The 25992-nt window shown below is 73.1% G+C and carries 22 protein-coding genes and 1 tRNA gene; 8 read left to right on the top strand and 15 right to left on the bottom strand.

Features of this window, described 5'->3' with window-relative positions; translation table 11 throughout:
* Window positions 1-3: 3 nt before the first annotated feature.
* Entirely contained in the window at window positions 4-969 is a 966-nt protein-coding gene (locus FFT21_RS13850) for a DUF5926 family protein (RefSeq protein ID WP_137814255.1), read from the bottom strand.
* 104 nt (window positions 970-1073) lie between these two features.
* Window positions 1074-1895, bottom strand: coding sequence for a glycerophosphodiester phosphodiesterase family protein (locus FFT21_RS13845; RefSeq protein WP_225978394.1), 822 nt, complete (start codon window positions 1893-1895; stop codon window positions 1074-1076).
* Between the two features lie 244 nt (window positions 1896-2139).
* On the opposite strand from FFT21_RS13845, the gene FFT21_RS13840 reads away from it, so the two are divergent.
* The gene (locus tag FFT21_RS13840; RefSeq protein ID WP_137814254.1) at window positions 2140-3339 is read left to right on the top strand and encodes a cytochrome P450; all 1200 of its coding nucleotides are present in this window, start codon (window positions 2140-2142) and stop codon (window positions 3337-3339) included.
* On the opposite strand, the gene FFT21_RS13835 is transcribed toward FFT21_RS13840, so the two are convergent.
* The 7 genes from FFT21_RS13835 to FFT21_RS13805 form a co-directional block, all read right to left on the bottom strand.
* Window positions 3329-4243 (bottom strand): DUF4328 domain-containing protein, encoded by a 915-nt coding sequence (locus tag FFT21_RS13835; protein WP_225978393.1) that lies wholly within the window; start codon window positions 4241-4243, stop codon window positions 3329-3331. The two genes, FFT21_RS13840 and FFT21_RS13835, sit on opposite strands and share 11 nt — an antisense overlap.
* 172 nt (window positions 4244-4415) lie before the next feature.
* Entirely contained in the window at window positions 4416-4748 is a 333-nt protein-coding gene (locus FFT21_RS13830; RefSeq protein ID WP_137814320.1) for a rhodanese-like domain-containing protein, read from the bottom strand.
* 50 nt (window positions 4749-4798) lie between these two features.
* Window positions 4799-6601 (bottom strand): sodium/solute symporter, encoded by a 1803-nt coding sequence (locus FFT21_RS13825; protein ID WP_137814253.1) that lies wholly within the window; start codon window positions 6599-6601, stop codon window positions 4799-4801.
* A gap of 19 nt (window positions 6602-6620) precedes the next feature.
* Complete coding sequence (locus tag FFT21_RS13820; protein ID WP_225978392.1) at window positions 6621-7055, bottom strand: hypothetical protein; 435 nt, start codon at window positions 7053-7055, stop codon at window positions 6621-6623.
* Window positions 7052-7909, bottom strand: coding sequence for a LytR/AlgR family response regulator transcription factor (locus FFT21_RS13815; protein WP_192909528.1), 858 nt, complete (start codon window positions 7907-7909; stop codon window positions 7052-7054). The genes FFT21_RS13820 and FFT21_RS13815 overlap by 4 nt, the downstream gene beginning before the upstream one ends.
* 76 nt (window positions 7910-7985) lie before the next feature.
* Window positions 7986-8867, bottom strand: a complete 882-nt coding sequence (locus FFT21_RS13810; protein WP_137814252.1) for a S49 family peptidase — start codon at window positions 8865-8867, stop codon at window positions 7986-7988.
* A gap of 213 nt (window positions 8868-9080) precedes the next feature.
* Window positions 9081-10340 carry a sensor histidine kinase gene (locus FFT21_RS13805; protein WP_225978391.1) on the bottom strand — a complete coding sequence of 420 codons (1260 nt, stop codon included), beginning with the start codon at window positions 10338-10340 and terminating at the stop codon, window positions 9081-9083.
* A gap of 147 nt (window positions 10341-10487) precedes the next feature.
* Here FFT21_RS13805 and FFT21_RS13800 point away from each other — a divergent pair, with 147 nt between their 5' ends.
* The 3 genes from FFT21_RS13800 to FFT21_RS13790 are packed head-to-tail and all read left to right on the top strand — an operon-like array spanning window position 10488 to window position 13223.
* Window positions 10488-11204, top strand: coding sequence for a (Fe-S)-binding protein (locus FFT21_RS13800; RefSeq protein ID WP_137814316.1), 717 nt, complete (start codon window positions 10488-10490; stop codon window positions 11202-11204).
* Window positions 11186-12616: a LutB/LldF family L-lactate oxidation iron-sulfur protein gene (locus FFT21_RS13795; protein WP_137814251.1), complete on the top strand. Its 1431-nt coding sequence runs from the start codon at window positions 11186-11188 to the stop codon at window positions 12614-12616. Before FFT21_RS13800 ends, FFT21_RS13795 begins: the two co-directional genes overlap by 19 nt.
* The gene (locus tag FFT21_RS13790) at window positions 12609-13223 is read left to right on the top strand and encodes a LutC/YkgG family protein (RefSeq protein WP_137814250.1); all 615 of its coding nucleotides are present in this window, start codon (window positions 12609-12611) and stop codon (window positions 13221-13223) included. The genes FFT21_RS13795 and FFT21_RS13790 overlap by 8 nt, the downstream gene beginning before the upstream one ends.
* A 1-nt stretch (window position 13224) precedes the next feature.
* Here the strand turns inward: FFT21_RS13790 and FFT21_RS13785 are convergent, their stop codons facing one another.
* The 4 genes from FFT21_RS13785 to FFT21_RS13770 all read right to left on the bottom strand — a co-directional run bounded on the left by FFT21_RS13785 (window position 13225) and on the right by FFT21_RS13770 (window position 18053).
* Entirely contained in the window at window positions 13225-14088 is an 864-nt protein-coding gene (locus tag FFT21_RS13785; protein ID WP_137814249.1) for an Fpg/Nei family DNA glycosylase, read from the bottom strand.
* Between the two features lie 28 nt (window positions 14089-14116).
* On the bottom strand, window positions 14117-14554 hold the full coding sequence (locus FFT21_RS13780) for a DUF983 domain-containing protein (protein ID WP_137814248.1): 438 nt from the start codon (window positions 14552-14554) through the stop codon (window positions 14117-14119).
* Window positions 14555-14740: 186 nt separating this feature from the next.
* Entirely contained in the window at window positions 14741-16306 is a 1566-nt protein-coding gene (locus tag FFT21_RS13775) for a sigma-70 family RNA polymerase sigma factor (protein WP_225978390.1), read from the bottom strand.
* Window positions 16307-16529: 223 nt separating this feature from the next.
* Window positions 16530-18053, bottom strand: coding sequence for an RNA polymerase sigma factor (locus FFT21_RS13770; RefSeq protein ID WP_192909527.1), 1524 nt, complete (start codon window positions 18051-18053; stop codon window positions 16530-16532).
* A gap of 260 nt (window positions 18054-18313) precedes the next feature.
* Here FFT21_RS13770 and FFT21_RS13765 point away from each other — a divergent pair, with 260 nt between their 5' ends.
* Both FFT21_RS13765 and FFT21_RS13760 read left to right on the top strand, forming a co-directional pair.
* Window positions 18314-18700, top strand: coding sequence for a DUF7674 family protein (locus FFT21_RS13765; protein WP_137814246.1), 387 nt, complete (start codon window positions 18314-18316; stop codon window positions 18698-18700).
* Between the two features lie 65 nt (window positions 18701-18765).
* Window positions 18766-18838 (top strand) — tRNA-Gly (locus tag FFT21_RS13760).
* 117 nt (window positions 18839-18955) lie between these two features.
* On the opposite strand, the gene FFT21_RS13755 is transcribed toward FFT21_RS13760, so the two are convergent.
* Both FFT21_RS13755 and msrA read right to left on the bottom strand, forming a co-directional pair.
* Entirely contained in the window at window positions 18956-19804 is an 849-nt protein-coding gene (locus FFT21_RS13755) for an alkaline phosphatase family protein (RefSeq protein ID WP_192909526.1), read from the bottom strand.
* 188 nt (window positions 19805-19992) lie between these two features.
* Window positions 19993-20652 (bottom strand): peptide-methionine (S)-S-oxide reductase MsrA, encoded by a 660-nt coding sequence (gene msrA, locus FFT21_RS13750; RefSeq protein ID WP_137814245.1) that lies wholly within the window; start codon window positions 20650-20652, stop codon window positions 19993-19995.
* 148 nt (window positions 20653-20800) lie between these two features.
* Between msrA and FFT21_RS13745 the strand changes: the two genes are divergently transcribed.
* A complete protein-coding gene (locus FFT21_RS13745) occupies window positions 20801-22123 on the top strand; it encodes an SHOCT domain-containing protein (RefSeq protein ID WP_137814244.1) in 1323 nt (440 codons plus the stop codon).
* A gap of 51 nt (window positions 22124-22174) precedes the next feature.
* Entirely contained in the window at window positions 22175-25927 is a 3753-nt protein-coding gene (locus tag FFT21_RS13740; RefSeq protein ID WP_225978389.1) for an FkbM family methyltransferase, read from the top strand.
* Window positions 25928-25992: the final 65 nt, after the last annotated feature.

The raw sequence follows: 25992 nt of genomic DNA, 5'->3' as shown, positions 1-25992 counted from the left end.
CCGTCAGCGCAAGGTCACCTGACGGCCGCGCAGGCCGTCCCTGGCCCGCCGCTCCGCCTCGCCCAGGGGCTCGGACTCGACCGTGGCCAGCGCGTCATCCAGCCGCTTGGCCAAGGCCTCGGCCGGGCCGGCCCACTCCCGGGAGTGCCGCTCCCGGTCCAGGTCCCAGACCGGGACAAGGGTGCCGTGCGCGCGGAACGACCCGGCGTACCGGGAACCCTCACCCAGGTCGAGCTCGCCGCGGGCGGACAGCCGGGCCATCGCGGCCAGCAGCCGCTCCTCCGGCTCCGGCCGAACCCAGCGCAGGTGCGCCTTCTCCCCGGCGTCCACCCAGTAGGCCGCGCGCACCCCGGCGCCGGTGACCCGCTCGGTGGGCATGATCGCCGAGTTGGCCCGCTCCAGCGACAGCGCCACCTCCCCGGTGGGCTGGGTGTCTTCCGGAATCCACCAGGCGAAGTCGGGATGCAGTTCGGGCTCCAGCACCGCGTCCGCCGGCACCAGGTCCTGCAGCCGGCCGGGATCCTCGCCGGTGCCCCGGCCCACCACGGGCAGCGCGTCGCCGGGCTCCGCGGTCAGCGCCCAGCGCACCGCGCGCGCCACGTCCCGGCTGATGTCGCCGGAGCGGGTCTGCACCTGCAGGCCGACGAACGCGGTGCCATCCGCGCGGACCAGCGCCGCCGCGGCCATCGGTAGCACCGTGGCCAGGGTGATCTCCCGCTGCGCCGCCACGTCCTCGCGCAGCGGCAGGCGAGCCGTGGCGGAGGGCACGAACTCGCGCAGCGCGACCAACTCCGGTTCCGCGGCCAAGCCCGCGAACGGCCGGGTGACCAGCACGTCCTCGGCGCCGCCCGCGGAGCCGTGGCAGGCCTTGTACCGCCGGCCCGAGCCGCACGGGCAGGGCTGGCGCGGATTGATCCCTTCGCGGGAGCCGGCCTTGCCGGCGCGCCTGACCGCGGTTCGCTTGCTCACCCGGGATCTCCTTCTTTGCGCGTTCCCCCCGGCCGCCGCCGTTGCCGAAATGCCGTGTCCGCGACGTTAGCCCACCCCGCGCGGGCGGGTCCGGTCCGGGTCGGTCAGCGTCCCCGGCCGTCCAGCACCGCCCTGGTCGCGGCGGGCACGTTGGTGGCCAGGTAGTGCACCTCGAGCCGCTGGCACAGCCGCACGTCCTCGGGATCGTCCACGGTCCAGCAGTAGGTGCCATGGCCGCGCTCCGCCACCCGGCCGGCGTACCCGGGGTCGGTGTGCAGCAGGTGCACGCCCGGCCCGGCGTAGTCGGCCCACGGCGGCAGCGAACCGTCCCGCCGCGCCCGCGGCAACCGATCGACCAGCAGCACGGTGGGCAGCATCGGCGCGTGCTCGCGGACCCGGCGGACCGCCGCCGAGGAGAAGGACATCACCGCGACGCGCGACTCCTCCCGGGACGGCGGCCGGGCCAGCCCGTACCGGGCGAGCAGGGCCAGCAGCTTGGCCTCGACCAGGCCGCCGTAGCGCACCGGATGCTTGGTCTCCACGAACAGCCGCACCTCGGGCGGGGCGTCGACGAGCAGCCCGAGCAGAGTCTCCAGGGTGAGCAGGCCGCGGTGCGCCACCGGCGCGGAAGGCAGCCCGCTGGGCTGGTGCACCAACTCGTCCGCGGACGCCGGCGGCGCGTGGTGCCACCGGCCGAAGTCGTGGCCGGCCAGGCGCTCCAGCGTCATGGTGCTGACCACGCCGCGGCCCGAGGATGTCCGGTCGATTCGCCGGTCGTGCACGCACACCAGGTGACCGTCGCGGGTGAGCCGGATGTCGCACTCCAGGCCGTCCGCCCCCTGCTCCAGGGCGAGGGCGTACGCGGCCAGCGTGTGCTCGGCGCGGTGCTCGGAGGCACCTCGGTGCGCGACAACGGCGGGTTGCACGATCGAATCGTCCGGTACCTCGGTGACGGGATCATGGCCGTTCGCCCGAGCCTGCCCTATCGGCGCGTGAGTGTCCCTCAAATGTGATCCGAACGAAGGACCAACGAGACCCGGCAGGGACGTAAAACCGTCAGATGGGGTGGACTCGGACGGGTAGCCGCCCTACTGTCCGCGGAGTGACCAGGTGGTTGCTCGGTGTCCGCAGGCGCGCAGCGCGGCGGCGCGGACCCGCGGGGTGGGAGACATGACCGGCGCGGCGCCATTCGACGTGCACGACCCCGCGTTCATCGCCGACCCCTACCCGCATTTCGCCGCCGCCCGCGCGCGGGCCGAGGTGCACTGGCACCCGCAGCTCGAACTGCCCGTGGCGGTGTCGCACGCCGCGGCCTCGGCCGTGCTCCGGCACCGCTCGCTCGGCCGGATCTGGTCGGACGCGCGGCCACTGGAGGCGTTCCCCTCGTTCAACCTGTTACACCGCAACTCGCTGCTGGAGCGCGAGCCGCCGACGCACACCCGGCTGCGCGGGCTGGTTGCCACCGCGTTCGGCCGGGGGCACGTGCGGCGGCTGCGGCCCAGGGTGCACGAGCTGGCCGCCGGGATGGTGGCCGGGCTGGCCGACCGGGCCGCCGGGGACGGCGCGGCCGACCTGCTGGACCACCTGGCCGCGCCGCTGCCGGTGGAGGTGATCGCGGAGCTGCTCGGTGTCCCGCCGGCAGACCGGCCGTTGTTGCAGCCGTGGAGCAACGCGATCGTCAAGATGTACGAACCCGCACCAGGGCCGGAGCTGCGCCGCCGTGCCGAGCGGGCGGCCACCGAGTTCGTCGGCTACCTGCGCGAACTGGTCGACCTGCGCCGGCGCGCACCGGGTGAGGACCTGATCAGTGACCTGGTCGCGGTGCGCGACGCGGACGGGGCGCGGCTGTCCGAGGACGAGCTGGTCGGCACCGTGGTGCTGCTGCTCATGGCCGGCCACGAGGCCACCGTGAACGTCATCGGCAACGGCACGCTGGCGTTGCTGCGGCACCCCGAGGCCTGGCAGAAGCTGGTAGCCGACCCGGGACTGGTGCCGACCGCGGTGGAGGAACTGATCCGCTACGACTCGCCGCTGCAGCTCTTCGAGCGCACCGCCACCACCGACGTGGAGATCGCCGGTTACCGGGTCCGCGCGGGTGAGAAGATCGCAGCGCTGCTCGGCGCCGCCGGCCGGGACCCGGCGGTGTTCGCCGAGCCGGACCGGTTGGACGTGACCCGGTCCCCCAACCCGCACCTGGGCTTCGGCGCCGGCATCCACTACTGCCTGGGCGCGCCGCTGGCCCGGCTGGAGATCGAGGCGGCGCTGCACGCGCTGGTCCACCGGATGCCCGGGCTGGCGCTGGCCGGCGAGCCGGTGCGGCGCCGCGAGTTCGTCATCCGGGGGCTGGCCGCGCTGCCGGTCACCGCCTGACCCCGGCGGGGCGGGCCGGGCGGAGCGGGGGCGGCGGCGCGCCGGTCACCCGCACCACGCGGGCGCGTCGCACCCGGTGCGTGTCCACCGGGCCGATCAGGCCGTTGATCCAGTGCACCACGCGGATGGTGAGCACCGCGAGCGCGGCCGCGGCCAGGTCGTTGACCGCGTGCAGCAGCACGCCGTCGGCCGCGGCCTGCACGCCGCCGCGGAACGACCACAGCACGGTGAGCACGAACAGCAGCACGCCCACCACCCATGCGCCCCACCACAGCAGCACCAGCCGGGACGGCGTGGGCCGAGTGGCGGCCGGCCGGCCGAGCGCCGCATGCTCCAACTCGGCCAGCGCCGAGCCCGGAACCACCAGGTTGATCCCGGGCAGCAGCAACCCGAGGACCACCTGCCAGTCCGGGCGGGGCGGTGCGAAGCCGGCGGCGAGCGCGGCGACCTCCCTAGCCCGTCGCAGCCACAGCACGGCGAGCAGCAGGGACAGCAGTGCGGCCAGCACGCTGACCACCCCGGTGGTGATCACCAGCGCGTCGGACAGCGAGACCACCGCCCCGGACAGCGCCCCGTAACGGCTGGCCAGCAGCAGCGTGTACCGCCAGCCCTCACCGCAGGCGGCGGTCAGGCAGAGTGCCGCGGTGATCCAGAGCGCCTGGACCGCGGCCGCACCGGTGGCCCTGGCCCGGTCCACCGGCGACACCGAGGCGGACGACCCGGGCACCGGCGGCAACGCCGTCGGCCACCGCCACACCAGCAGCGGGAATCCCCATCGCGGCGTGGCCGGGTAGGAGGGTGGCCCGGTGTAGGGCAGCCGGCGCGGGGCGAACCGGGGCGGCTGGGCACCGGGCGGCGGGGTCGCCACCCAGTCCACCCGCATCGGCCCACCCGGATACGTCACCGTCAGTTCCCGTTCCGGAACGCGCGCCGCGACCGCGTTGTCCGGGCGCTGCGATGGCCCGGCAGCCGCCGGTTCGGCCAGGAGAGGCGCCCCGCCACCGCGGTGGCGGGGACTTCACCCCGGCGCGTTCCCATAGTCGTCATCGCGGGTCCGTCCGCCTCCGAAGAGTCCGTCAGAGCACCTCCGGCTGACCGCCGGGGTCCTCGCTGACCATGGGACGACCGGCGGCCGCCCAAGACTTCATCCCGCCGTCCACGTTCACCGCTTCCCAGCCGTTCTGGTTGAGGTAGGCGGCGGCCCGGGCGGACCGGCCACCGCTGCGGCAGATCACGTACACCTGCCCCTCCTCCGGCACCTCGCCCAGCCGCCCGGCCAGCTCACCGAGCGGGATGTGCACGGCGCGCGGCGCATGGCCGGCGGTCCACTCGTCGGGTTCGCGGACGTCAAGTAGCACCGCGTCCTCAGGCACCTCGGAGGCGGTCACGGTGGGCACGTTCAGCGGCATCACGGTCCCGATGCTGCCACGTCCAGCCGTGGGAGCAAGGTGAACCCGGGTCACCGGTGGGATCGGTCGCGGAGCAGCCGGTGCCGGCCGTCGGTGGCCGCCCGGCCGTCGGCCGGGGAGCCGAACCTGGCCACGTCCCGGTCCTTGACGAAGCCCAGCCGGTCCGGCGCGTGCAGCCGGAGCACGATCCGGCCGACGTCCGGCGGCAGCCGCCGGCTGGTCGCCTTGCTGACGGCCACCATGGTCAGGAACGCGACCGGCACGCTGACCAGCGCCGGCTCGTACAGCAGCGGGCTGGCCCAGCCACCGGTCAGCGAGCTGACACTGGTGACCACCGCCGCGGCCACCGCCAGGCCGCCGCCCACCACCATGCCGGCCGCCGCCCCGGCCGCGGTCAGCCCCCGCCACCAGATGCCGAGCACCAGCAGCGGGCAGAACGTCGACGCCGCCACCGCGAAGGCGAGGCTGACCGACCGGGAGATGTCGATCGAGGTCATCGGGACGGCCAGCAGCAGCGCCGCCGATCCGGCGATCAGCGTGGCCACCCGGAAGTCGCGGACCCGGCCGGGTAGCACGTCGGTGGACAGCACCCCGGCCAGGCTGACCACCAGACCGGACGAGGTGGACAGGAACGCGGCGAACGCACCCGCGGCGACGATCGCGCCGAGCAGCCGGCCCACCACGTTGGGCAGCATGGTGTTGGGTAGCAGCAGCACCGCCGCGTCGGTCTGCCCGGTGACCAGTAACTGCGGCAGGTACAACCGGGACAGCGCGCCCAGCACGGTCGGGAACGCGTAGAACAGGGCCAACAGCCACAGGACGTGCAGCGTGGTCCGCCGGGCCGCCCGGCCGTCCGGGTTGGTGTAGAAGCGCACCAGTACATGCGGCAGGCCCATGGTGCCCAGAAACGTGGCGAAGATCAGCGAGTAGGTGGCGAACAGCGAGCGGGCCCCGCCCGCCTCCGGGTGCAGCCAGAGCGCGTTGGTCGGCGGGTTGCCGTCCACCACCGGCGCGGAGGCGCCGGCCGGGAACCGCAGCGTGGTGCCGCGGTCCACGTCGTGCAGCCCACGCCCCCAGTACACCGGCCCGTTCGCCGGAGCGCCGTCCACCGCGCCGGTGGCCGACAGCCGCACCGGCTCCGCCACCCGCAGCCGCACCGGGGAGCGCACGGTGACCTCGGTGGCATGGGTGAAGCTCGGTGGCGCCGCGGCGGACAGCGGGCGTGCCTTCGCCGGCTGATCGGTGAAGAACACGGCGAACAGCACGAACGCCGGCAGCGCGATGGCGAACAGCTTGACCCAGTACTGGAACGCCTGCACCACGGTGATCGCCCGCATGCCGCCGCCGAGCACGTTGACCATGACCACCGCGGCGACCACCACCGCGCCCACCCAGGCCGGCACCGAACTGACCGCGTTCAGCGTGAGCCCCGCCCCCTGGAACTGCGGCACCAGGTACATCAGCCCGATGATCACCACGAACCCGGTGGACAGCCGGCGCAGCGCGGTCGAGCCGAGCCGGGCCTCGGCGAAGTCCGGCAGGGTGTACGCGCCGGAGCGGCGCAGCGGCGCGGCGACGAACAGCAGCAGGGCGAGGTAGCCGGCGGTGAAGCCGATCGGGTACCACAGCGCGTCCGCGCCGTCCTTGAGCACCAGGCCGGCAACGGACAGGAACGAGGCCGCGGACAGGTACTCGCCGGAGATCGCGGCCGCGTTCTGGTTGGCCCGCACGGTGCGCCTGGCGACCAGGAAGTCGGGCGTGGTGATCGCCTTCCGGGAGCTGTACCAGCCCAGGTAGAAGGTGAGCATCGCGACGATCACGATGCCGCCGAGTGCCCACGCGCTCTGCCCCATCACGGCAACGACCCCGCGGTCAGCTCTCGACCATGTTCACGAAGTCCTTCTCGTGTGTCTCGACCGCCCGGTTGTACCGGCGGCCGACCAGGTAGAGCAGCGGGAAGGGAGCCAGGCCGAGCACCAGCCAGGGCAGCCGGATGCCTAACACCGAGATGTCGCCCAGCGCCGGGAAGAACGCGAAGACCAGCGGCAGCGGCAGCAGCAGGCCGAGCGCCACCGCGGCGGAGAGCATCGCGGCGCGCATCTGCGCCCGCACCAGGTTGCGCACCAGCGCCTCGCCGACGCTGGTCTGCTCCTCCAGCTCGCTGGCGATGTGCATGACCCGGGAGCGGCCCCTGGCCTCGGCGAGCACCACCCGCCGGCGGCGCGGCCGGCGGGCCGACACGGACAGCCACGGGTCCCGGTCGGCTCTGCCCTCCGGCGGTTCCTCGCCCGATCCGTGCCGGCTCATCCGCCCGAGTTCCATCCCTGCTTGGGCGCCCGCACGAGGCGGTCCTTCAGGTCGCGGGTGTGCCGGCGGGACACCGGGAGTTCCTTGGCCTCCGGCCCGCTGCCCAGCACCACCGTGTACCCGGACGAGGACATCCGCAGCTCGGTGACCAGCGGCAGGGCCACCAGGTAGGAGCGGTGGATGCGGATGAACCCGGCGTCCGCCCAGCGTTCCTCGAGCTGCGCCAGGGGCACCCGGACCAGGTGGCTGCCGTCGTTGGTGTAGAGCCTGGCGTAGTCGCCCTGGGCCTCCACGTACCGCACCGCGGACCGGGGCACCAGCTTGGTGGTGCCGGCCAACTCGACCGGGATGACCTCGTCGTCGCGCTGCTCCGGCTGGGCCGCCTCAACCTGCTGGACCAGCGCGCGGCGGAGGTTCTTCTCGACGCGCTCCACCGCCTTGTTGACCCGTTCCTGCCGGGCCGGCTTGACGATGTAGTCGGTGGCGCCCAACTCGAAGGCGTCCACGGCCTCGCCGGGATACCCGGTCACGAACACCACGGACGGCGGGTTGCGGAACGCGGTGAACACCTTGCCCAGCTCCATGCCGGACAGTCCGGGCATGTCGATGTCCACGAACACGGCGTCCACCGGAGGCATACCCGCCCTGGCGCGGTGGGCCAGTTCCGGGTCGTTGCCCCGGACCACCCGCAGCGCCTCGGCGGCGTCGAACGCCGTCAGGACTCGCCTGACCCTCGGGTTCTGCTCGAGCAGGTACTTCAGCTCGTTGAGCCCGTGTTCCTCGTCATCGACCGCGAGGACGATGAGTCCGGCGGTGCTTTCTTGGCTGCTCACTGTGACGCGAATCTTGCCCATTCGGCCCGGGCCCTGTCCACGATCAACTGACCGGCCCGGGCGGTGACGTTGATCCAACAGTACAGGTTCTTACCGCCTACAGGCCGAAGCGTGACCAGGTGGCCCGCTGCTCCAGCGCCTGCACCGCGGCCAGCAGCGTATCCGCGGCCGGTGCGACCCCCCAGCGGGCGTTCGCGCCGCCGGCCAGGCCGAGCCGGGCGAGCAGTGGCCGGCGCGGCTCGGCGACCACCACGTCGGCATCCGCGAAACGGCGGCCGATCACCTCGCGGGCGGTGCCCAGGCCGTCCACCAGGCCGCGTTCCAGCGCCGCAGCACCGGTCCACACCTCGCCGGAGAACAGTTCATCGTCCTCGCCCCGCAGCTTGCCGGACCGCCGCTGGCGGACCCAGGCGACGAACTGGTCGTGCAACTCGGCCTGCAGCTTCTTCAGCCAGGCGATGTCCTCGTCCTTCTCCGGGCTGAACGGGTCGAGCCGCATCTTCCGCTCGCCCGCGGTGTGCACCCTCCGCTCCACGCCGATGCGTTCCAGCAGGCCGTTGAGCCCGAAGCCGGCGGAGAGCACGCCGATCGAACCGACCAGCGAGGTGGCGTGCGCGTAGATCTCGTCGGCGGCGCAGGCCAGCCAGTAGCCGCCGGAGGCGGCCACGTCCTCGCAGAAGGCGAGCACCGGCACCTTCTTCTTCGCGGCCAGACCCCTGATCCGCTCGGCGACCAGCGCGGACTGGGTGGCCGACCCGCCCGGCGAGTTGATCGCCAGCGCCACCGCGGCCAGCCGGTCATGGCCGAACGCGCGGGTGAGCGCGGTCTCCACCAGATGAAGGCTGATCGTGCCGCGTGCCACCGGGGTCGGCGTCGGCGTGATCACCCCGTGCAGGCGGACCATGGCGACCACCGGGGCGCGGTCGATGCGCTCGCCGAGCACGGGCAACCGGGTCGCCAGCCGTTCCCTCACGCTCATACTCCGACCCTACGTCCCCGCGCCGCCGCCGTGGTCGGTTCCGGTCAGTGCTTGTTCCTGAACGCGCGCCGCGATCGCGTCGCCGGGGCGCGATCGGGACCCGGCACTCCGGTCGTGCCTGACCAGGCGCCCCGCCCCCGCGATCGCGGGGCTTCGCCCTGGCGCGTTCCCATACTCGTCATCGCAGGGTCGGTCCGGTTCCGGAACAGGCTGTCAGACGCTCGCGGTGCTGTGCTGGCCGTCGGAGGGTTCGCCGATCTCCTCCGGCACCATGGACAGGCTGGGCCGCACCCCCGGGCTGAACTTCGGCACCCGCAGGATCACCTTCATCCCGGCGTCCGGTGCGGTCTCCACGGTCAGCGCGTACTCGTCGCCGAACACCGAGCGCATGCGGTCGTTGATGTTGCCGAGGCCGACGTGCGCACCGGTCTTGTGGGAGTCCTTGAGGTCGTCGAACAGCCGGTCCGGGTCCATGCCGACGCCGTCGTCCTCGACGCTGATCAGTGCCTCGGTGCCGTGGTCCTCGGCGGCCACGGTGACCGTGCCGCCACCGGGCTTCTTGGCCAGCCCGTGCCGCACCGCGTTCTCCACCAGCGGCTGCAGCACCAGGAACGGCACCACCACGGGCAGCACCTCTGGGGCGATCCGCAGCCGGACGTTCAGCCGCTGCGGTCCGTACCGGGCACGTTCCAGGGTCAGGTAGCGGTCGATGTTGCGCAGTTCCTCGGCGAGCGTGGTGAACAGCCCGTTGGTGCGGAACGAGTAGCGGGTGAACTCGGCGAAGTCCAGCAGCAGTTCCCTGGCGTGCTCCGGGTCGGTACGGATCAGCGAGGAGATGGTGTTCAGCGCGTTGTAGATGAAGTGCGGGGAGATCTGCGCGCGCAACGCCTTCACCTCGGCCTGCGCGAGCTGCTGCCGGGACCGCTGCAACTCGGCCAGTTCGAGCTGGGTGGACACGTAGCGGGCGGCCTCGTCGGCCATCCGGATCAGCCGCTTGCCGCTGATCGCGCCGACCACGATCAGCGTGCCCTCGATCCGGCCCTCCACGGTCAGCGGCACGACCACCGCGCCGCGCATCGGGCAGGAGCCCTTGTGGTCACAGGGCAGCTTGCCGTGCTCCACGTACTCTCGCTTGATCCCGTCCATCGCCTTGTCGATGTAGGGGACCAGGCCCTGGTAGTGCTCGTTGGCCTCGCCGTCCCAGGACAGCAGGGTGCCTTCGGCGTCGGTGATGCCGACCGCGATGCACTTAAGCAGTTCGCGCAGGTGCGGCACGGCCTTGTCGGCCGCTTCCTGGGTCAGCCCCTCGCGCAGGTCGGGCGCGGCCTTGGACATCCGCTGCAACACGGCCATGACGGCGTCCTCGACCGACGCGGTCACCCGGCGGGCCCGGCAGAGCATGACGAACAGTCCGAGCACGGCCAGCGTGGCTACGGTGGTCAGCAACGCGCGCTCGGTCAGCAGTTCAGCCACGCGAACATGCTCCTGCCGGTGAGTCGAGCCGGGCAAGGCCGCGTCGACCTACGCGTCGTCCGCATCGGTGAGCGGTCGGCGACACCCGCAGTAGACATCGGATGAGCGGGCAGGCATGGTGAGGTGGTGCAATCCAGGACCACCCGGGTGGCGCTGTTCGCCACCTGCCTGACCGACACGTTCTACCCCGATACGGCGCGCGCGGTGGTCCGGTTGCTCGAGCGGCTCGGGTGCACGGTCGACTTCCCGCTCGGGCAGACCTGCTGCGGGCAGATGCACTTCAACACCGGCTACCGTGAACAGGCCAAACCGCTGGCACAGCGGTACGCGGGGGTGTTCGCCGGCTACCACGCGGTGGTCGTGCCGTCCGGGTCGTGCGCCGGCATGGTGCGCGAGTTCCACCCCGGACTGGTCGGCGCCAGCCCGGCGACGACGATGACCTACGAGCTGACCGAGTTCCTCGTCGACGTGCTCGGGGTGACCGACGTGGGCGCGTACTTCCCGCATCGCGTCACCTATCACCCGACCTGTCACTCGCTGCGCATGCTGGGCGTGGGCGACCGCCCGCTGACACTGCTGCGCGCGGTGCGCGGTCTCGACCTGGTCGAGCTGCCGTTCGCGGAGACCTGCTGCGGCTTCGGCGGCACCTTCGCGGTGAAGAACGCGGAGACGTCGACGGCGATGCTGGCGGACAAGATGCGCTGCGTGCTGGACACCGGCGCGGAGGTGGTCACCGCCGGTGACAACTCCTGCCTGATGCACATCGGCGGTGGGCTGTCCCGCGTGCGCGCCGGGGTGCGCCCGGTGCACCTCGCGGAGATCCTGGCCAGCACGGAGGAGGAACCGTGGGCAGCAATCCGGTGACCTGGCTCGGCACCCCGCCGTTCCCGAAGGCGGCGCACGCCGCGCTCGGCGACTCGCAGCTACGGGCCAACCTGCGCAAGGCCACCGGCACCATCCGCGCCAAGCGGGCCGAAGCCGTGGCCGAGCTTTCCGACTGGGAGCGGCTGCGCCGGGCCGGCGAGGCGATCAAGGACGACGTGCTGTCCCGCCTGGACACCTACCTGGAGCGGCTGGAACGGGCGGTCACCGAGCGGGGCGGCGTGGTGCACTGGGCGCGGGACGCCGCCGAGGCCAACGACACCGTGCTGCGGCTGACCCGGGAGGCCGGCGCCGACGAGGTGGTCAAGGTCAAGTCCATGGCCACCCAGGAGATCGGGCTGAACGAGGCACTGGCCGCCGGCGGGGTGCACGCGATCGAGACCGACCTGGCCGAGCTGATCGTCCAGCTCGGCCATGACCGGCCCTCGCACATCCTGGTCCCGGCGATCCACCGCAACCGCGCGGAGATCCGGGACATCTTCCGCCGCCAGATGCCAAGCGCGCCGCCCTGGCTGTCCGACAAGCCGGTGGCGCTCACCGAGGCCGCCCGCCGTCACCTGCGCCGGAAGTTCCTGTCCGCCAAGGTGGCGATCTCCGGGGCGAACTTCGCGGTCGCGGACACCGGGTCCATCGTGGTGGTGGAGTCCGAGGGCAACGGCCGGATGTGCCTCACCCTGCCGCGGACACTGATCACCGTAATGGGCCTGGAGAAGATCGTGCCCACCTGGCGCGACCTCGAGGTCTTCCTGCAACTGCTGCCCCGGTCGTCCACCGCGGAGCGGATGAACCCCTACACCTCGGTGTGGACCGGGGTGACGCCGGGCGACGGCCCGCAGCGCTTCCACCTGGTGCTGCTGGACAACGGCCGGACCAACGCGCTGGCCGACCCGGTGGGCCGGCAGGCGCTGCGCTGCATCCGCTGCTCCGCCTGCCTGAACGTCTGCCCGGTGTACGAGCGCACCGGCGGGCAGGCGTACGGCTCGGTCTACCCCGGGCCGATCGGCGCGATCCTCGCCCCGCAACTGGTCGGCGACATGCACGATGCGCAGGCCGCGTCGCTGCCGTACGCGTCCTCGCTGTGCGGCGCCTGCTACGAGGTCTGCCCGGTGCGGATCAACATTCCCGAGGTACTGGTGCACCTGCGCGCGCAGGCCACCGCGGCGAAGGGGTCGCGCGGCCCGGAGGCGCTGGGGATGGCCGCGGCGGGCTGGGTGTTCGCCGATCCGAAGCGGTACGAGGCGGCGCAGCGGGCCGGGTCGCTGGCCCGGTTCCTGGCCCGCGACGGGTGGATCACCCGCCTGCCGTTTCCCGGGTCGCGGTGGACCGCCTCCCGGGACGTGCCGGCGCCGCCGGCCGAGTCCTTCCGGATGTGGTGGAGGCGCACCCGTGGCTGACGCGCGAAGTGAGGTGCTGCGGCGGGTGCGCGCCGCGCTGGCCGACCGGCCGGCCGCGCCGGAGGTGCCCCGCGACTACGACCGCACCAGGGACCTGGGCGAGCTGCCGGCGCTGCTGGCCGAGCGGATCGAGCACTACCGGGCCGCCGTCCACCGGGTCGCCGCCGACGGGTTGGCCGAGGCGATCGCCGCGCGGCTGGCCGGGCGGGGCGCCCGGGTGGTGGTCGCGCCGACCGACCTGCCGGAGCCCTGGCGGGTCCCGCGGGTGACCTGGCGGCTGGACGAGCCGCCGCTGCCGGTGGCGGATCTGGACGCCTGCGACGGTGTTGTCACTGGCTGCGCGGTGGCGATCGCGGAGACCGGCACGATCGTGCTGGACGCGGGGGAGGCTCAGGGCCGGCGGGCGCTGACCCTGGTCCCCGACTACCACCTGTGCGTGGTGCGGGAGGACCAGATCGCCGGCACCGTGCCGGAGGCGCTGGCCAGGCTGGACCCGGTGCGGCCGCTGACCTTCGTCAGCGGGCCCTCCGCGACCAGCGACATCGAACTGGACCGGGTGGAGGGCGTGCACGGCCCGCGCGCGCTCGAGGTACTGGTCGTCGGCTGAGTTACTTCAGCAGCCGGGACAGCCGGCGGTCGGCGAGCGGCTTGCCTCCGGTCTGGCAGGTCGGGCAGTACTGGAAGGACCGGCCGGCGAAGGACACCTCGCGCACGGTGTCCCCGCACACCGGGCAGGGCAGCCCGGTGCGGCCGTGCACCTTCAGCCCGGACCGCTTCTCCCCCTTCAACCGCGCCGCGTTCTGGCCGACCGAGCGGTCCACCGCGTCCCGCAGCACCGATCCCAGCGCGTCGTGCAGCGCGGTCACCGCGTCCGCGGACAGCCGGCCGGCCGTGGCGTACGGGGACAGCCTGGCCGCGTGCAGGATCTCGTCCGAGTAGGCGTTGCCCACCCCGGCGAGCACCGACTGGTCGGTGAGCACGGTCTTGATCCGCTCGGTGCGCCCGGCCAGCAGCTCGGCCAGCTCGTCCCTGCTCACCGCGAGCGCGTCCGGGCCGAGCCGGGCGATCCCGGGCACCTCCGCCGGGTTGCGCACGATCCACACGGCGAGGCGCTTCTGCGTGCCCGCCTCGGTGAGGTCGAAGCCGGGTCCCTGGCCGGGCGGGCCGAGGTGCACGCGCAGCGCGAGCGGTCCGCGGCCCGGCTTGGGCGGTGCCGCGCCCAGCGTGTCCGCCCACCGCAGCCAGCCGGCCCTGGCCAGGTGAACCACCAGGTGCAGGCCGTCGCAGTCCAGGTCGAGGTGCTTGCCGTGCCGGTGCGCGCCGGTGACGGCACGGCCGGCCAGCTCGGTCCACGACGGGTTCACCGTCTTGAGCACGTTCAGTGCGACCACGTCGACCCGGGCCACAGTGCGGCCCACGGCGTGCTCGCGCAGGTGATGGGCGAGCGCCTCCACCTCGGGGAGTTCTGGCACGGGGTCCAGTGTTACCCCGCCGCGCCCGTCAGTCGACCGGCTGCAGCGGGCCCTCCACGTCCGGCGCGGAGTACACCTCGATGTTGCGGGCGATCTTGTTCGTCTCCGAGCGGATCTTGAACAGCCCGCGCACCGTGCCGAACCACCGCTCCGGCGGCAGTTCCTCGACGTCCCCCGCGGTCTCCGCGACCACGGTCCACGGCCGGCGCAGCGACCACCGCGCCGGGAAGAAGAGGAAGACCACCGCCAGCGCGAGGATCAGCCAGGGCGGCACCACGACCACGCCGGGCATCCAGGCCACCAGCACCACCGCCAGCAGGGTGAGCAGGCCCAGCATCATCAGCCCCGGGCCGGGACCGCCGTTGACGTCGTGCTCGAAGTCGTCCTCGGTCGCGGGATGAGTCCACTCGACCCGCGCCCGTATGGTCCACATCCGGCCATCCGCGCCACGTACCAGCCGCGTCATCACCGCCTCCTCAGCTGCGAGCCCGCCACTCGGACGCACGACTGATCACTGACCGTGCCCCTCACGCTACCCGGCACCCCCGGGGTCCCCGAGGGTGAACCTGGGAGCAACCGGACATCTGGGTGACCGGTCCTGGTGGACAGGGAGTCAGCGGCGATTCTGCCGAACGAGGTATGGAGTACCCGATCACACCCCGCGCTTCCACGGACGGTGCATCCGCCCGGGCTCGCGCGGACGGTGGTCATCCCGATCCCACGCGGGCCGTGGCGACGACGGCGGCGCCGCCGACGAGCCGGGCGGGGTGGAGGGGCTCGGCCGGCCGGTGCTCGACCGGGTGGGGTCCGGTTGACCTGGGTCGGAACGGCCCGTGGGCGCGGTACTGCCGGATGCCGGCGGCGTCGTGGTAACTGGCGGGTCGGCGCCCGGACCGGCACCGGTGGGCGGCGGCCCGGCGCGGGTACCGGCTCCCCCGGCCACCGGGGCTACGCCGCGTGACTCCGGCAACTGGGGGAGCCGGGTGATCTTCGCCACAGCGGCGGGAGCCGGCGGCGCGGCGGCCGGTCCGGGCGGCGAGGCGGGCGCGGGTTGGCCCGTTGGCGGCTCGGTGGTCGGTCCGGCCGGGTCCGGGGCGACGGGCAGGCAGTTGGGCGTGGCGTCGCCGTCGGCGTGCACGCCCTGCCGGCCGAACCCGTCGGCGATCAGCGGTCCCGCGGTGACCCCGAAGATGCCGACCGCGGCCACCGACGCGGCGGTGAGCGCGAGCTTGACCCGGGTGCCGAGCAGCGCCCCCTTGCCGAGCAGGGTGCCCGCACCGCCGCCGGAGGCGCCCGCCGCGCCGGCCGCCGCCGGCCCGGCCGTGCCGCCGCCCGAGGTTCCCGCCACCGTGGCCGGCATGACCGTGCCGCCCGCAGGAGGAGCCACCGCCGTGGCGGCGGTGCCGCCGAGGTGGTGGCCGGCGGCGAACGCGGCGACCGTTGCCGCGGGCGCGAGTACGGCGGCGTAGCCGCGCAGCTCGGCGCACACCTGCCGCAGCTCGTCCTGCAGCGACCGGCAGGAGCGGCAGCTGGCCAGGTGGCCGCGGATCCGCCTGGCCTCCAGGCCCTTGACCCCGCCGGCGGTGTACGCGCCGAGCCGGTCCAGCACCGGCCGGCAGTCGGCCTCGCCGCGGCCGGCGGCGACGTGGGCCTGCAGGTAGGCGGCGCGCAGACCGTCCCGGGCGCGGCGGGCCAGGGCGGCGGTGGCGTTGGCGGAGAGGCCGAAGTGCGGCGCGGCCGTGGCCGGGCGCTCGCCCTCCACCTCGATCCGCCACAGCACGGTTCGCCAGCGCTCGGGAAGGCTGGTGAACGCTTGGGCGATCAGGTGGTGGTCGGCCCGCCGGGTGAGGTTGTCGGCGTGCGGCTCGACCCGCTGGCCCAGTTCCTCGTCGGTGACCGGCACGTCCCGCCGCCGGCCGGACCACTCCCAGGCCACCCGCCTGGCCACGGTGAGCAGGTACGTGCGGACGTTCTCGCTGGGCCCGGCGCCGCGCCGGACGGCCTGCAGCACGCGGAAGAACGCCTCGGCGGCCAGGTCGTCGGCGTCGGTGGGATCGGCGGCGTGCCGGGCGGCGAACCGCCGCACCGCGTCCGCGTGCCGGGAAAACAACTCGGCGAACGCGGCCTCGTCGCCGCTTCGTAACCGGTCGAGTAATCGCTGTTCGTCCTCGGGAGATTCGGGCTCATGAGCGTTGCCGGACCGGGCGTCCTCACTCATTCGCCCGGCACCTCCTCCCCCGTGGCTTCGGACCGCGCACCGCCGGCCGCGCGGGGCCGGTGGTCGAGTCCATCGGCGTCCCCGGCCGCGTTCTGTAGCGCCGTTCGGGTTACCGGGGAGAGCCGGGTGGGCTGCGACCTCGTGCCAGTTCCTGTTCCGCGAACCCGCCCCGGCGCGCTCCGGCGCTCGTCAGCGCAGGCCGGTCGAGCTTCGGAGCGGGCTGTCAGCGGACGCGGTGACCGGGCGGCCCGCCGGGCCGTCCCGGCCACGGGTCCGGCGGCGAACCGCGGGACGGGTCGTGGTTCCCCGGCGGGGCCGGTCCGACGCCGTGCCCGGCGTGGGCGCCGCGCGGCGGGCGGTTCGGCCGGCCGGCAGGTGGCCGGCCACGGCGACCGCCGCTCGTTGCCGAGCCGGCGTCCGCGGAGCTCTCCGGGCCGGCCGCGGTCGCCCCGGCGGGCTGCCCGGCACCCTCGTCCGTGCCCCCGCCGTCACCGTCGGCGGCACCGCTCTCCTTGCCGGTGCCGTTGTCCCGGCCCTCGCCGGTGGCCTTGTCCCTGCCCTTCTCCTTGCCGTGGCCGGCGGAGGTCCGCCCTTCGGCGCCGCCGCTGGTGGCGCCGGGGCCGGACGGTCCGCCCGGACCGGGGTCGTCCGGGTCCGAGGACCCGCCGGTCACGGCGGACCGCGGAATCGTCGAGGGGCACGCCACGACGCAGCTCGCGGGCGCGGCCAGGTGGCTGCCCGATCCACCGCCGACGCCGAAGCCGAACAGCCCCACCGCGGCCACCGACGCGGCCACGACCAGGCTCTTCATCCCGGCGGCGACCCCGCCGGCGGCGACCGCCGAGGTCGCGGCGGCGGTGGGCACGGCGGCCGGCACCGCTGCCGCGGCGGCACCGGAGGACGCCGCGCCGATCCCCGAGCCGGAGGCCGCGCCCGAGGTGGCACCGGAGGCAAACGCGCCGACGGTGACCGCCGCGCGCCCGGAAACGCCGGCGAGCACACCGGCCGCGGCGAGCAGCACGCCGAGGTCGGCCCTTAATGCCGCGCCGACCTCGTCCAGTTCGGCGTGCAACTCCCGGCAGGCCGGGCACCAGGCCAGGTGGGCGCGCACCCGCGCGGCGTCCCGGCGGCGCAGCCGGCCGACCGAGTACGCGCCGAGCTTGGCCACCACCGGCTGGCAGTCCAGCGGGCGCTCCTGCTCGCGCAGGTGGGCCTGGACGTACGCGGCGCGCAGCCCCTCTCGGGCCCGGTGCGCGAGGGCGGCGGTGGCGTTCGGCGTCAGCCCGAGCATCGGAGCGACCGAGGACGGACCCTCGCCCTCCACCTCGACATGCCACAGCACGCGCTGCCAGCGGGGCGGCAGGCTCCGGAAGGCGCGGGCGAGCATCTCCAGCTCGACGCCGTCGGACCCGTCGTTCTCCTCCAGCGGGGCGTTGTCGGAGGCCGCCACGTCCTCGACCGGGATCTCGGAGCGCTTGCTGCTCCACTCGCTGGCCACCCGGCGGGCGACGGTGAGCAGGTACGGGCGGGCGTTGTCGACCGGGCCACGGCCCCGGCGAACCACGCGCAGCACCCGGAAGAACGACTCGGCGACGAGATCCTCGGCCTCGGCGGCGTTCCTGGTCAGCGCCCAGGCGAGACGTCGAACCGGACCAACGTGACGCTCGTACAACTCGGTGAACGCGTCGTCGTCGCCGGCCCGCACGCGGACCAGCAGCGTCCGGTCGTCTCCTCCCGAGTCAAGCATCTCCCCCGCTCTCCCTCCCGAGCCGATACCAACGCCCTGTGTGTGCGGCACCGACCTCATTCCAACGAAGAGGTGAGGACATGGTTACCCCACCACGGGTTTTCCGCCCGATCAGTAGAAGCAAGTAACCCATTTGCGACGGCGCCTTGTCCATCCCCACACGCATCGTGTTCACTCTTGGTGTCAGCCCGATTACGGATGAGCGTCGGCTTTGCTCCGGTTGAGCGCGTAGCGAGCGGAGATCAGTAACCTCAGTGTGCGTGGTTGAGTGGCGCGGCCGGGCTCTCGCGGAGTTCCCCGAGCTCCGTTCGGTCATCGAGCATGAGGCGTGGTCCTGCCACGTGTTCTTCATCGAACTGCTGGACCTCGTTCGGGACGCGCACCGGCGCGGGGACGTGGACCTGCTGCGACGTGCCTACGGGTTCGCCCAATGGTGCCTCGAACAACCGGGCGGCTTCCTCTCCAACGCGGCCGTGGTGAGCTTCTACGAGCATGCCTTCGACGAGTGGGAGTTGCGCGACGAGGTGGCCCGGTGGCTGCCGGCGCAGGTGGCGCAGCGCGCCCGGCCGCTGTGGGAGTGGCGGCTGCCCGCCGACCGCCTCGCCGAGGTGGACCGGCTGCTGTCCAGCGGAGATCATCCTGGTTAACGGTGCGTGGCCGCCGTCCGTTATGCTGGGACCGGCAGCCGGGGGGTAGCCCCGCCGGTGGCCATGCGGACGTAGCGCAGTTGGTAGCGCATCACCTTGCCAAGGTGAGGGTCGCGGGTTCGAGTCCCGTCGTCCGCTCGCGAGAGGGCGAGCCCTGTCCGCGGAGGTACGCGGACAGGGCTCGCCTTTATGTGTGTTCCGCGATGGCGCGGCCTCCCGGCTGAGGCTCCCGGAGACCGAGCGGCCGGCGACCGGTCACTGCCAGACGTCGGTGATCGGGCTGACGTTCGCGCTCTGCCCGGCGTAGGGCAGGCCGAAGGCGTCCTCCAGGGTGCGCAGCACGTTGTAGTGGTTGATGTGCTCGCCGAAGTTGCCGGTCCTGACGTGCTGGCCGACGAACACGGTCGGGATCTGGTTGTTCTGGCTGCTGTCGTCCTCGTCGAAGGTGATCACGAGCAGGCTGTTGTGCGTCTTCGCCCACTGCGCGTAACCGTCGATGTTGTTCTTCAGCCAGGTGTCCCCGGTCTTGATGCTGCAGTCGTGCATGTCGTCGCACAGGTTCGGCACCACGAAGGACACCGAGGGCAGCGTGCTGTAGTCGGTCGGCCAGTGGTTCTCGAAGACCAGGTTGCTGGCGGCGGGCACGTTGGTGAAGTTGACCCAGGGATTGTGCTTCCTGGCGTACTTTCCGCTCGTGCAGCCGGTGTAGCCGTCCGAGGGCATGCTTTCCGAATAACCGATGAACGAGCGCCCGGCGGAAATCAGTTCCTGGCCGAGATTGGCGCTGGAATAGGTGTGCGGGCAGGAGTCGTCGGTGAGCCCCTGCGTCGACCCGGAGAAAAGGGCCAGATAGTTCGGCTCACTGGGGTGGGTCACCGCGAAGGACTGGGTGAAGTTGGCGCCGCTCCGCGCCAGCGAGTTGATGTAGGGTGCCGAGTTGCTGCCGATGATCTCGCTGTAGGAGTGGTTCTCCATGACCACGACCACCACGTGGTCCGGTTGCGGCACACCGTTCGCCGCCGATGCCGACGGTTGGCTCAAGACCGCGGTCGCAGCGGCCAGTGCGGTCGCGGCGAGCACGCCGACGATTCTCCGGGCCAACACGAATCCCTCCTTCTGGGTGGGAAAATCGATCGGCCCAGAATCATGGAGGGAATTCGGTGAAGCGCGGGTGGACCGTGCGGGAACAGCTCACCAATGCTGGGGAGCGTCAAGGGGCGGGAGCACTGGCAGTAGCATGCCGGCCGCCGTTCGCGTGACAGTTTTCTATCGGCGCTCGGATCGCCGGGGTATTACTCCTTCACGCCGAGTCCGACCGGGCAGGAGACGCCCGTTCCACCGAGGCCGCAGTAACCGTTCGGGACCTTGTGCAGGTACTGCTGGTGGTAGTCCTCGGCGTAGTAGAAGTCGCGCAGCGGTGCGATCTCCGTGGTGACCGTGCCGTGCCCGGCGGCGGTCAGGGCGCGCTGGTAGGCGTCCCGGCTGGCCTCCGCCTCGGCGCGCTGCTCGTCGGAGGTGTGGTACACGGCCGACCGGTACTGGGTGCCGACGTCGTTGCCCTGCCGCATGCCCTGCGTGGGGTCGTGGCCCTCCCAGAACCGGCGCAGCAACTCGGCGTAGGAGACGCGCGCCGGGTCGAACACCACGAGCACCACCTCGGCGTGGCCGGTGAGCCCGGAGCACACCTCCTCGTACGTCGGGTTCGGGGTGTACCCGCCCGCGTAGCCGACCGCGGTCGACCAGACCCCGGGTGTCTGCCAGAACTGCCGCTCCGCACCCCAGAAGCAACCCATGCCGAACACCGCGGTCCGCGTGCCCTCCGGGAAGGGCGGCTTGATCCGCCGGTCCGGGTAGACGGCGTGCGCCGTTGGTACGGCCAACGGCTCGGCCCGTCCGGGCAGCGCCTGCGTCGGGTCCACCATCCGCGTCTTGTCGAGGCCGAACCAGCTCATACCACCAATGTACGGAAACCCCACCGAACCCCACGGACGCGCCGCAGGTCACGACTTGACACGCGAGTGCGTGACCGTCCGTGGGCTTCGGCAGAATGTGCCGCGACCAAGCACCACCGGGGTGACCCACTCGGAAGGGGGTGCCAGGGTGACCTGGCAAGACCAGCTGCGGCAGTTGGACCAGGAACTCGCAGCCGGGAAGATCTCCGCCGACGACTACCGCCGCCGCCGGGACGAATTACTCGCCGAGGCCCAGCGCGAGCAGGACCAGGCGCAACCGCCGGCCGAGTCGGGCGAGGGCCGGCCGCAGGGCCAGCAGGGCCCGTTCCCGCCGCCGTTCAAGTGGGAGGCGTCCACCCCGGAGACCACGCAGGTGATGCAGCCGGTCCAGGACCAGGGCGAGGATGGCTCGGCCGATGCCACCCAGGTGGTGCGGGACGAGGGCGGTCCGGCCGACACGACACAGCGGGTCGATCCGTCCGCCGGGCCCACCCAGCGGGTGGACCCGTCCTCGGGCCCGACCCAGGTGGTCAACCCGGGTGCCCCGCAGGACCCGGAGCGCACCCAGGTGGTCCGCGGTCCCGGCACCGGACCGTTCCCGCAGCAGCAGTTCCCGCAGTTCCCGGGGCAGCCGGGCGTCCAGGGCGGACCGCAGTTCTCCGGCCAGCAGCAGGGCTATCCGGGCCAGCAGATGCCGCGGCAGCAGGGCGGCTGGCCGCAGCGCGGGCAGGAGGACGTCGCCCCACCGTGGGCGTCCTCCGACTTTCCGCCGCTGGACAGCGGGGAAAGCTGGGTCAAGCAGGGGCCGGAGGTCTTCGACGACGGCGGGGGCCGCAACGTCGGGAAGATCGTCGGCGTGGCGGCGGCCGTCGTGCTGCTGCTCGCCGTGGCGTTCGGCGCGTACTGGATCTGGGGGCGTGGATCGACCGGGGGCGCGCAGGCGGCGTCCAGCGCACCCGCGCCGGCCACCACGACGACCAAGCCGAAGGACCCGACCGACATCGCCGACCTTGGCGGCAGCAAGGAGGACTACAGCGCGATCAAGACCTTCGCCGACATCCAGTCGCGGGTTCCCTACCTGACCTCCGACGAGCAGCAGCTCTACCAGTCGGCCGGGGCCGGCAAGGCTCAGTTCGCGGTGAGCCGGCTCAAGGACGGCGCGACGGTCATCGTGCTCACCGTGCAGGCGGGCGACAAGCAGTCCGCCCAGACCGCCGCACAGAGCCTCGGGCAGCTCCAGACCACCTACGGCATGCAGCCGGTGCCCAACGCGCCGACCGGCGTGGTGGCCACGCAGATCGCCGCCAGCGGGCAGAACCCGGCCAAGCTGCGCGCCCACTACGCCTCCCAGGGCGTGATCATCCGGGTGGAGGTGGCCGGCGGCGGCAACGGCCCTGGCATGGACACGCTGACCAAGGACTTCGAGGACGCGCTCGGCAAGCAGCTCAGGCTCTCCCCGGCGAACGCCTGATATCGGCGGTAGACCACCATGGCGGACAACACCTCTGGGGGCGGTGCACCCGTGATCCTCGACGGCGCAGGCGCACCGGTCGCGTGCACCGTGGTCGCCCGCAACTACCTGCCGGCCGCCCGGGTGCTCGCCCGGTCCTACCTGGCGCACCACCCCGACCACCGGTTCGTCGTCGCGGTGATCGACGCCGACCGCGACAAGCGGACCGAGCGGGACGGTTTCCTGGTCGTCGGCCCGGCGGCGTTCGACATCGGCGCGGAGGACTACCTGCGGATGGCCACCGCGTACTCGGTCACCGAGCTGGCCACCGCGGTGAAGCCGTACCTGCTGCGCCGGCTGCGGGCCGAGGCGGAGGTGGTCACCTACCTCGACCCGGATATCCAGGTCTTCGCCCCGATGCGCGAGCTGGTCGAGCTGGCCCGGGAGCACGGGATCGTGCTCACCCCGCACTTCCTCACCCCGCTGCCGCGCGACGGCAGGGAGCCGGCCGAAGCCATGATCATGGGCGCCGGCATCTTCAACCTGGGCTTCGTCGCGGTGGGCCCGGGCTCCGAGCCGTTCCTGGACTTCTGGGCGGAGCGGCTGCGGCATGACGCGATCGTGGCCCCGGAACGGCAACTGTTCACCGACCAGCGCTGGGTCGACCAGGTGCCCGCGTTGTTCGGCCACCACGTGTTACGCGACCCCGGCTTCAACGTCGCGTACTGGAACCTGCACGAGCGCGAGGTGGAGCGGGACGCGGGCGGCGCACTGACCGTCTCCGGGCGGCCGCTGCGCTTCTTCCACTTCTCCGGGTACCGCCCGGAGACGCCGTGGATCCTCACCTCGTACTGCGTGGACCGGCCGCGGACGCTGCTCTCCGCGCACCCCGAGTTGCGTGCGCTCTGCGACGCCTACGGCGCGCTGCTCCGTGAGTCCGGCTACGCCGAGACGCTGGACGCCGTGCCGTACGGGTTCGCCACCATGCCGGACGGCACGAAGCTCACCCAGTCCATGCGCCGGCTCTTCCGCGACGAGTGGGTGTCCGCCGAGCGGAAGGGCAAACCGCTGCCGCCGCACCCGTTCGGCGCCGACGGCGGCGCGGCGTTCCGCGACTGGCTGACCGCGCCCGTCACCCCGGAGCAGGCCAACGCCGGTCTCAACCGCTGGGCGTACGCCGTCTGGCAGGCCCGCACCGACCTGCAGCTCGCATTCCCGCACCCGTGCGGCCGGGACGCCGAGCGGTTCCGCGGCTGGTGCCGCACGTCCGGCGCGGCCGAGGAGGCGATCGCCGAGTGGGCGCTGCCCATCGAGCCGCCGACCCCGCGGGCGCCGGACGACGAGTTCGGCGTGAACGTGCTCGGTTACCTGACCGCGGAACTCGGTGTCGGCGAGATGGGCCGGCTCGTGCACGACGCCATCGAGCGGGCCGGCGTACCCCTGGTGTCCATTGTGGAGGATCGGCTGCTGCCGAACCGGGCCGCGCTCGACTCCCCGGACACGCTCGGGGAGCCGCGGTTCCCGGTCAGCCTGCTGTGCGTGAACGCCGACCAGACCGCGGTGATGCTGGACAACCATCCCGAGGTGGCGCACCGGCGCTACCGGATCGGGCTGTGGGCCTGGGAGCTGGAGGAGTTCCCCGCGTCGCTGCACGAGGCGTTCCGGCTGGTCGACGAGGTGTGGACGGTCAGCGAGTTCTGCCGGGAGGCGATCGCGCGGCACTCCCCGGTGCCGGTCAGGGCGGTCCCGGTGCCGGTACGCGTGCCGGACGAGGTGCCGAGGACCGGGCGCCGGCCCGGCGACCCGGTACGGTTCCTGTTCGCCTTCGACTTCAACAGCGTCGGCGAGCGCAAGAACCCGTGGGGCCTGGTGGACGCGTTCCGCCAGGCCTTCCCGGACCGCGACGACGTGCGCCTGGTGCTCAAGGCGATCAACGGCAACCGCAACCCGCGCGCGGCCGAGCGGCTGCGCGTCAAGGTCGCCGGCGACCGGAGGATCGAGCTGGTCGAGCGGTACCTGAGCGTCGCCGAGCTGGACCAGTTGTACGCGAGCAGCACCTGCTACGTCTCGCTGCACCGCAGTGAGGGGTTCGGGCTGACGGTGGCCGAGGCGATGGCCAGGGGCATGCCGGTGATCGCCACCGACTACGCCGGCACCGCGGAGTTCCTGGACCACACCACGGGCTGGCCGGTCCCGTACCGGATGGTCGAGGTCGGTCCGGGCTGCGCGCCGTACGACCCGAAGGCGATGTGGGCGGAACCGGACCTGCGCGCCGCCGCGGCCGCGATGCGCGCCGTCGCCGACGATCCGGAGGAGGCGGCCCGCCGCGGCCGGGCGGCGCGCGAGCACCTGCTGCGCACCCGCTCGCTGGACGCCGCGGCCCGGTGGCTGCGCGAGCGGCTCGAAGCGGCCTACCAGAACTGGCGTGGCCGCACGGAGACACCGGCGCCCACCCCGGGCAGCCCGCTGCGCCCGCTGCACGACGCGCGGCAGGCCCTGCACTGGCGGGCCGAGCCGTCGGCGCCGTCCCGTACTCCGCTGGCCCCGGCGCTGCGCCGCGCCGTGCTACGCGCGATCGACCACTACGACGTGCACCAGCGGCGCGTGATGGGCGCGCTGGTCGACGGCGTGGAGCGGACCGTCGGGAACCTGCTGGACCGGTTGACGTCGGTAGAGGCGCAGCTTCGCGCCACCCAGCAGGCCGCGGCTCGCGCGGAGCGGGCCGCCGACGCGGTCTCCGCCCTGCAGCGCACCGTGGACGAGCTGCGGATGGGGGCACCGGGCACCGCGCTGGCGCTGCACAACCTGGAGGCGGACGTCGCCGCCGTCCGGGAGGCGCTCACCGTCGAGAGTGCCGCCCGGGAAGCCGGCCTGGTCAACGCCCAGCAGCTGGCCGACCACGTGGACGCGCTACGCATGCGGGTGGAGGAGACGGACAAGAAGACCTTCGAGATGTTCGTCGACCGGGACCGCCGCATCGACACCGACGAGCAGGCGCTGCGGCAGCTGCGCCGCGACCTGGCCGCGGTGCACCAGGCCGCCGCGCAGGTGCATGCCCCGCTGCCGCCCGGCGCCGAGGCGGTGGTCTGCGACGCGGGCGTGCTGCTGGTGCCGCGGGACGACGTGTTCCTGCCGTGGCTTGCCTACCACCGCTCCTGGGAGACCGGCGAGGCCGATCTGATGGCCGAGCTGGCCGGCGGCCGCACCTTCCTGGACATCGGTGCGCACATCGGCTACCACACGCTGCGCCTGCTGCGGCGCTGCCCGGAGTTGCCCCGCGTGGTCGCGGTCGAGGCGAACCCGGCCAACGCGGAGCTGCTGCGGCGCAACGTCGCGGTGAACCTGCCGGCGGAGATCGCCGAGCGGGTGGCCGTGCTGCCGGTGGCGGCGTGGGACGCCGAGGGCACCGTGCGGCTGGTCCAGGTCGAAGCGGACAACAGCGGCGACCACCGGGTACTGCCGAGTGGCGACGCCGGGGTCGAGGTTCCCGCGGTGCGGCTGGGCAGCCGGCCCGAGGTCGCCGGCGACCCGGTCGGACTGGTCAAGGTGGACCTGCAGGGCCGCGACCACCGGGCGCTGGCCGGACTGGTCGACGTGCTGCGCCGGGACCGGCCGCACGTGGTGTGCGAGTTCTGCCCGAGCGCGATCGACGAGCTGGGGGACGATCCCGCGGACGTCCTCGCCGCCTACCGGAAGCTGGGCTACCACCCGGTGCCGGTCAGCGACGACGGTCCGGTGCGCGGCGACCACACCGACGACGCGTTGATCACCGGCGCCCGGGAGTCCACCACCGGATTCCTCACCCTCTGGCTGCGCCCCGACTGACCGCGCGGCGGGGTGGTCCTGGACACGTCGATCACTCCCCCGGATGAAATCCTCGCGGTGGTCAT

This window comes from Gandjariella thermophila (assembly GCF_005405885.1).
Lineage (GTDB): Bacteria > Actinomycetota > Actinomycetes > Mycobacteriales > Pseudonocardiaceae > Gandjariella > Gandjariella thermophila.
This window is presented reverse-complemented; position numbering and strand designations above follow the sequence as displayed.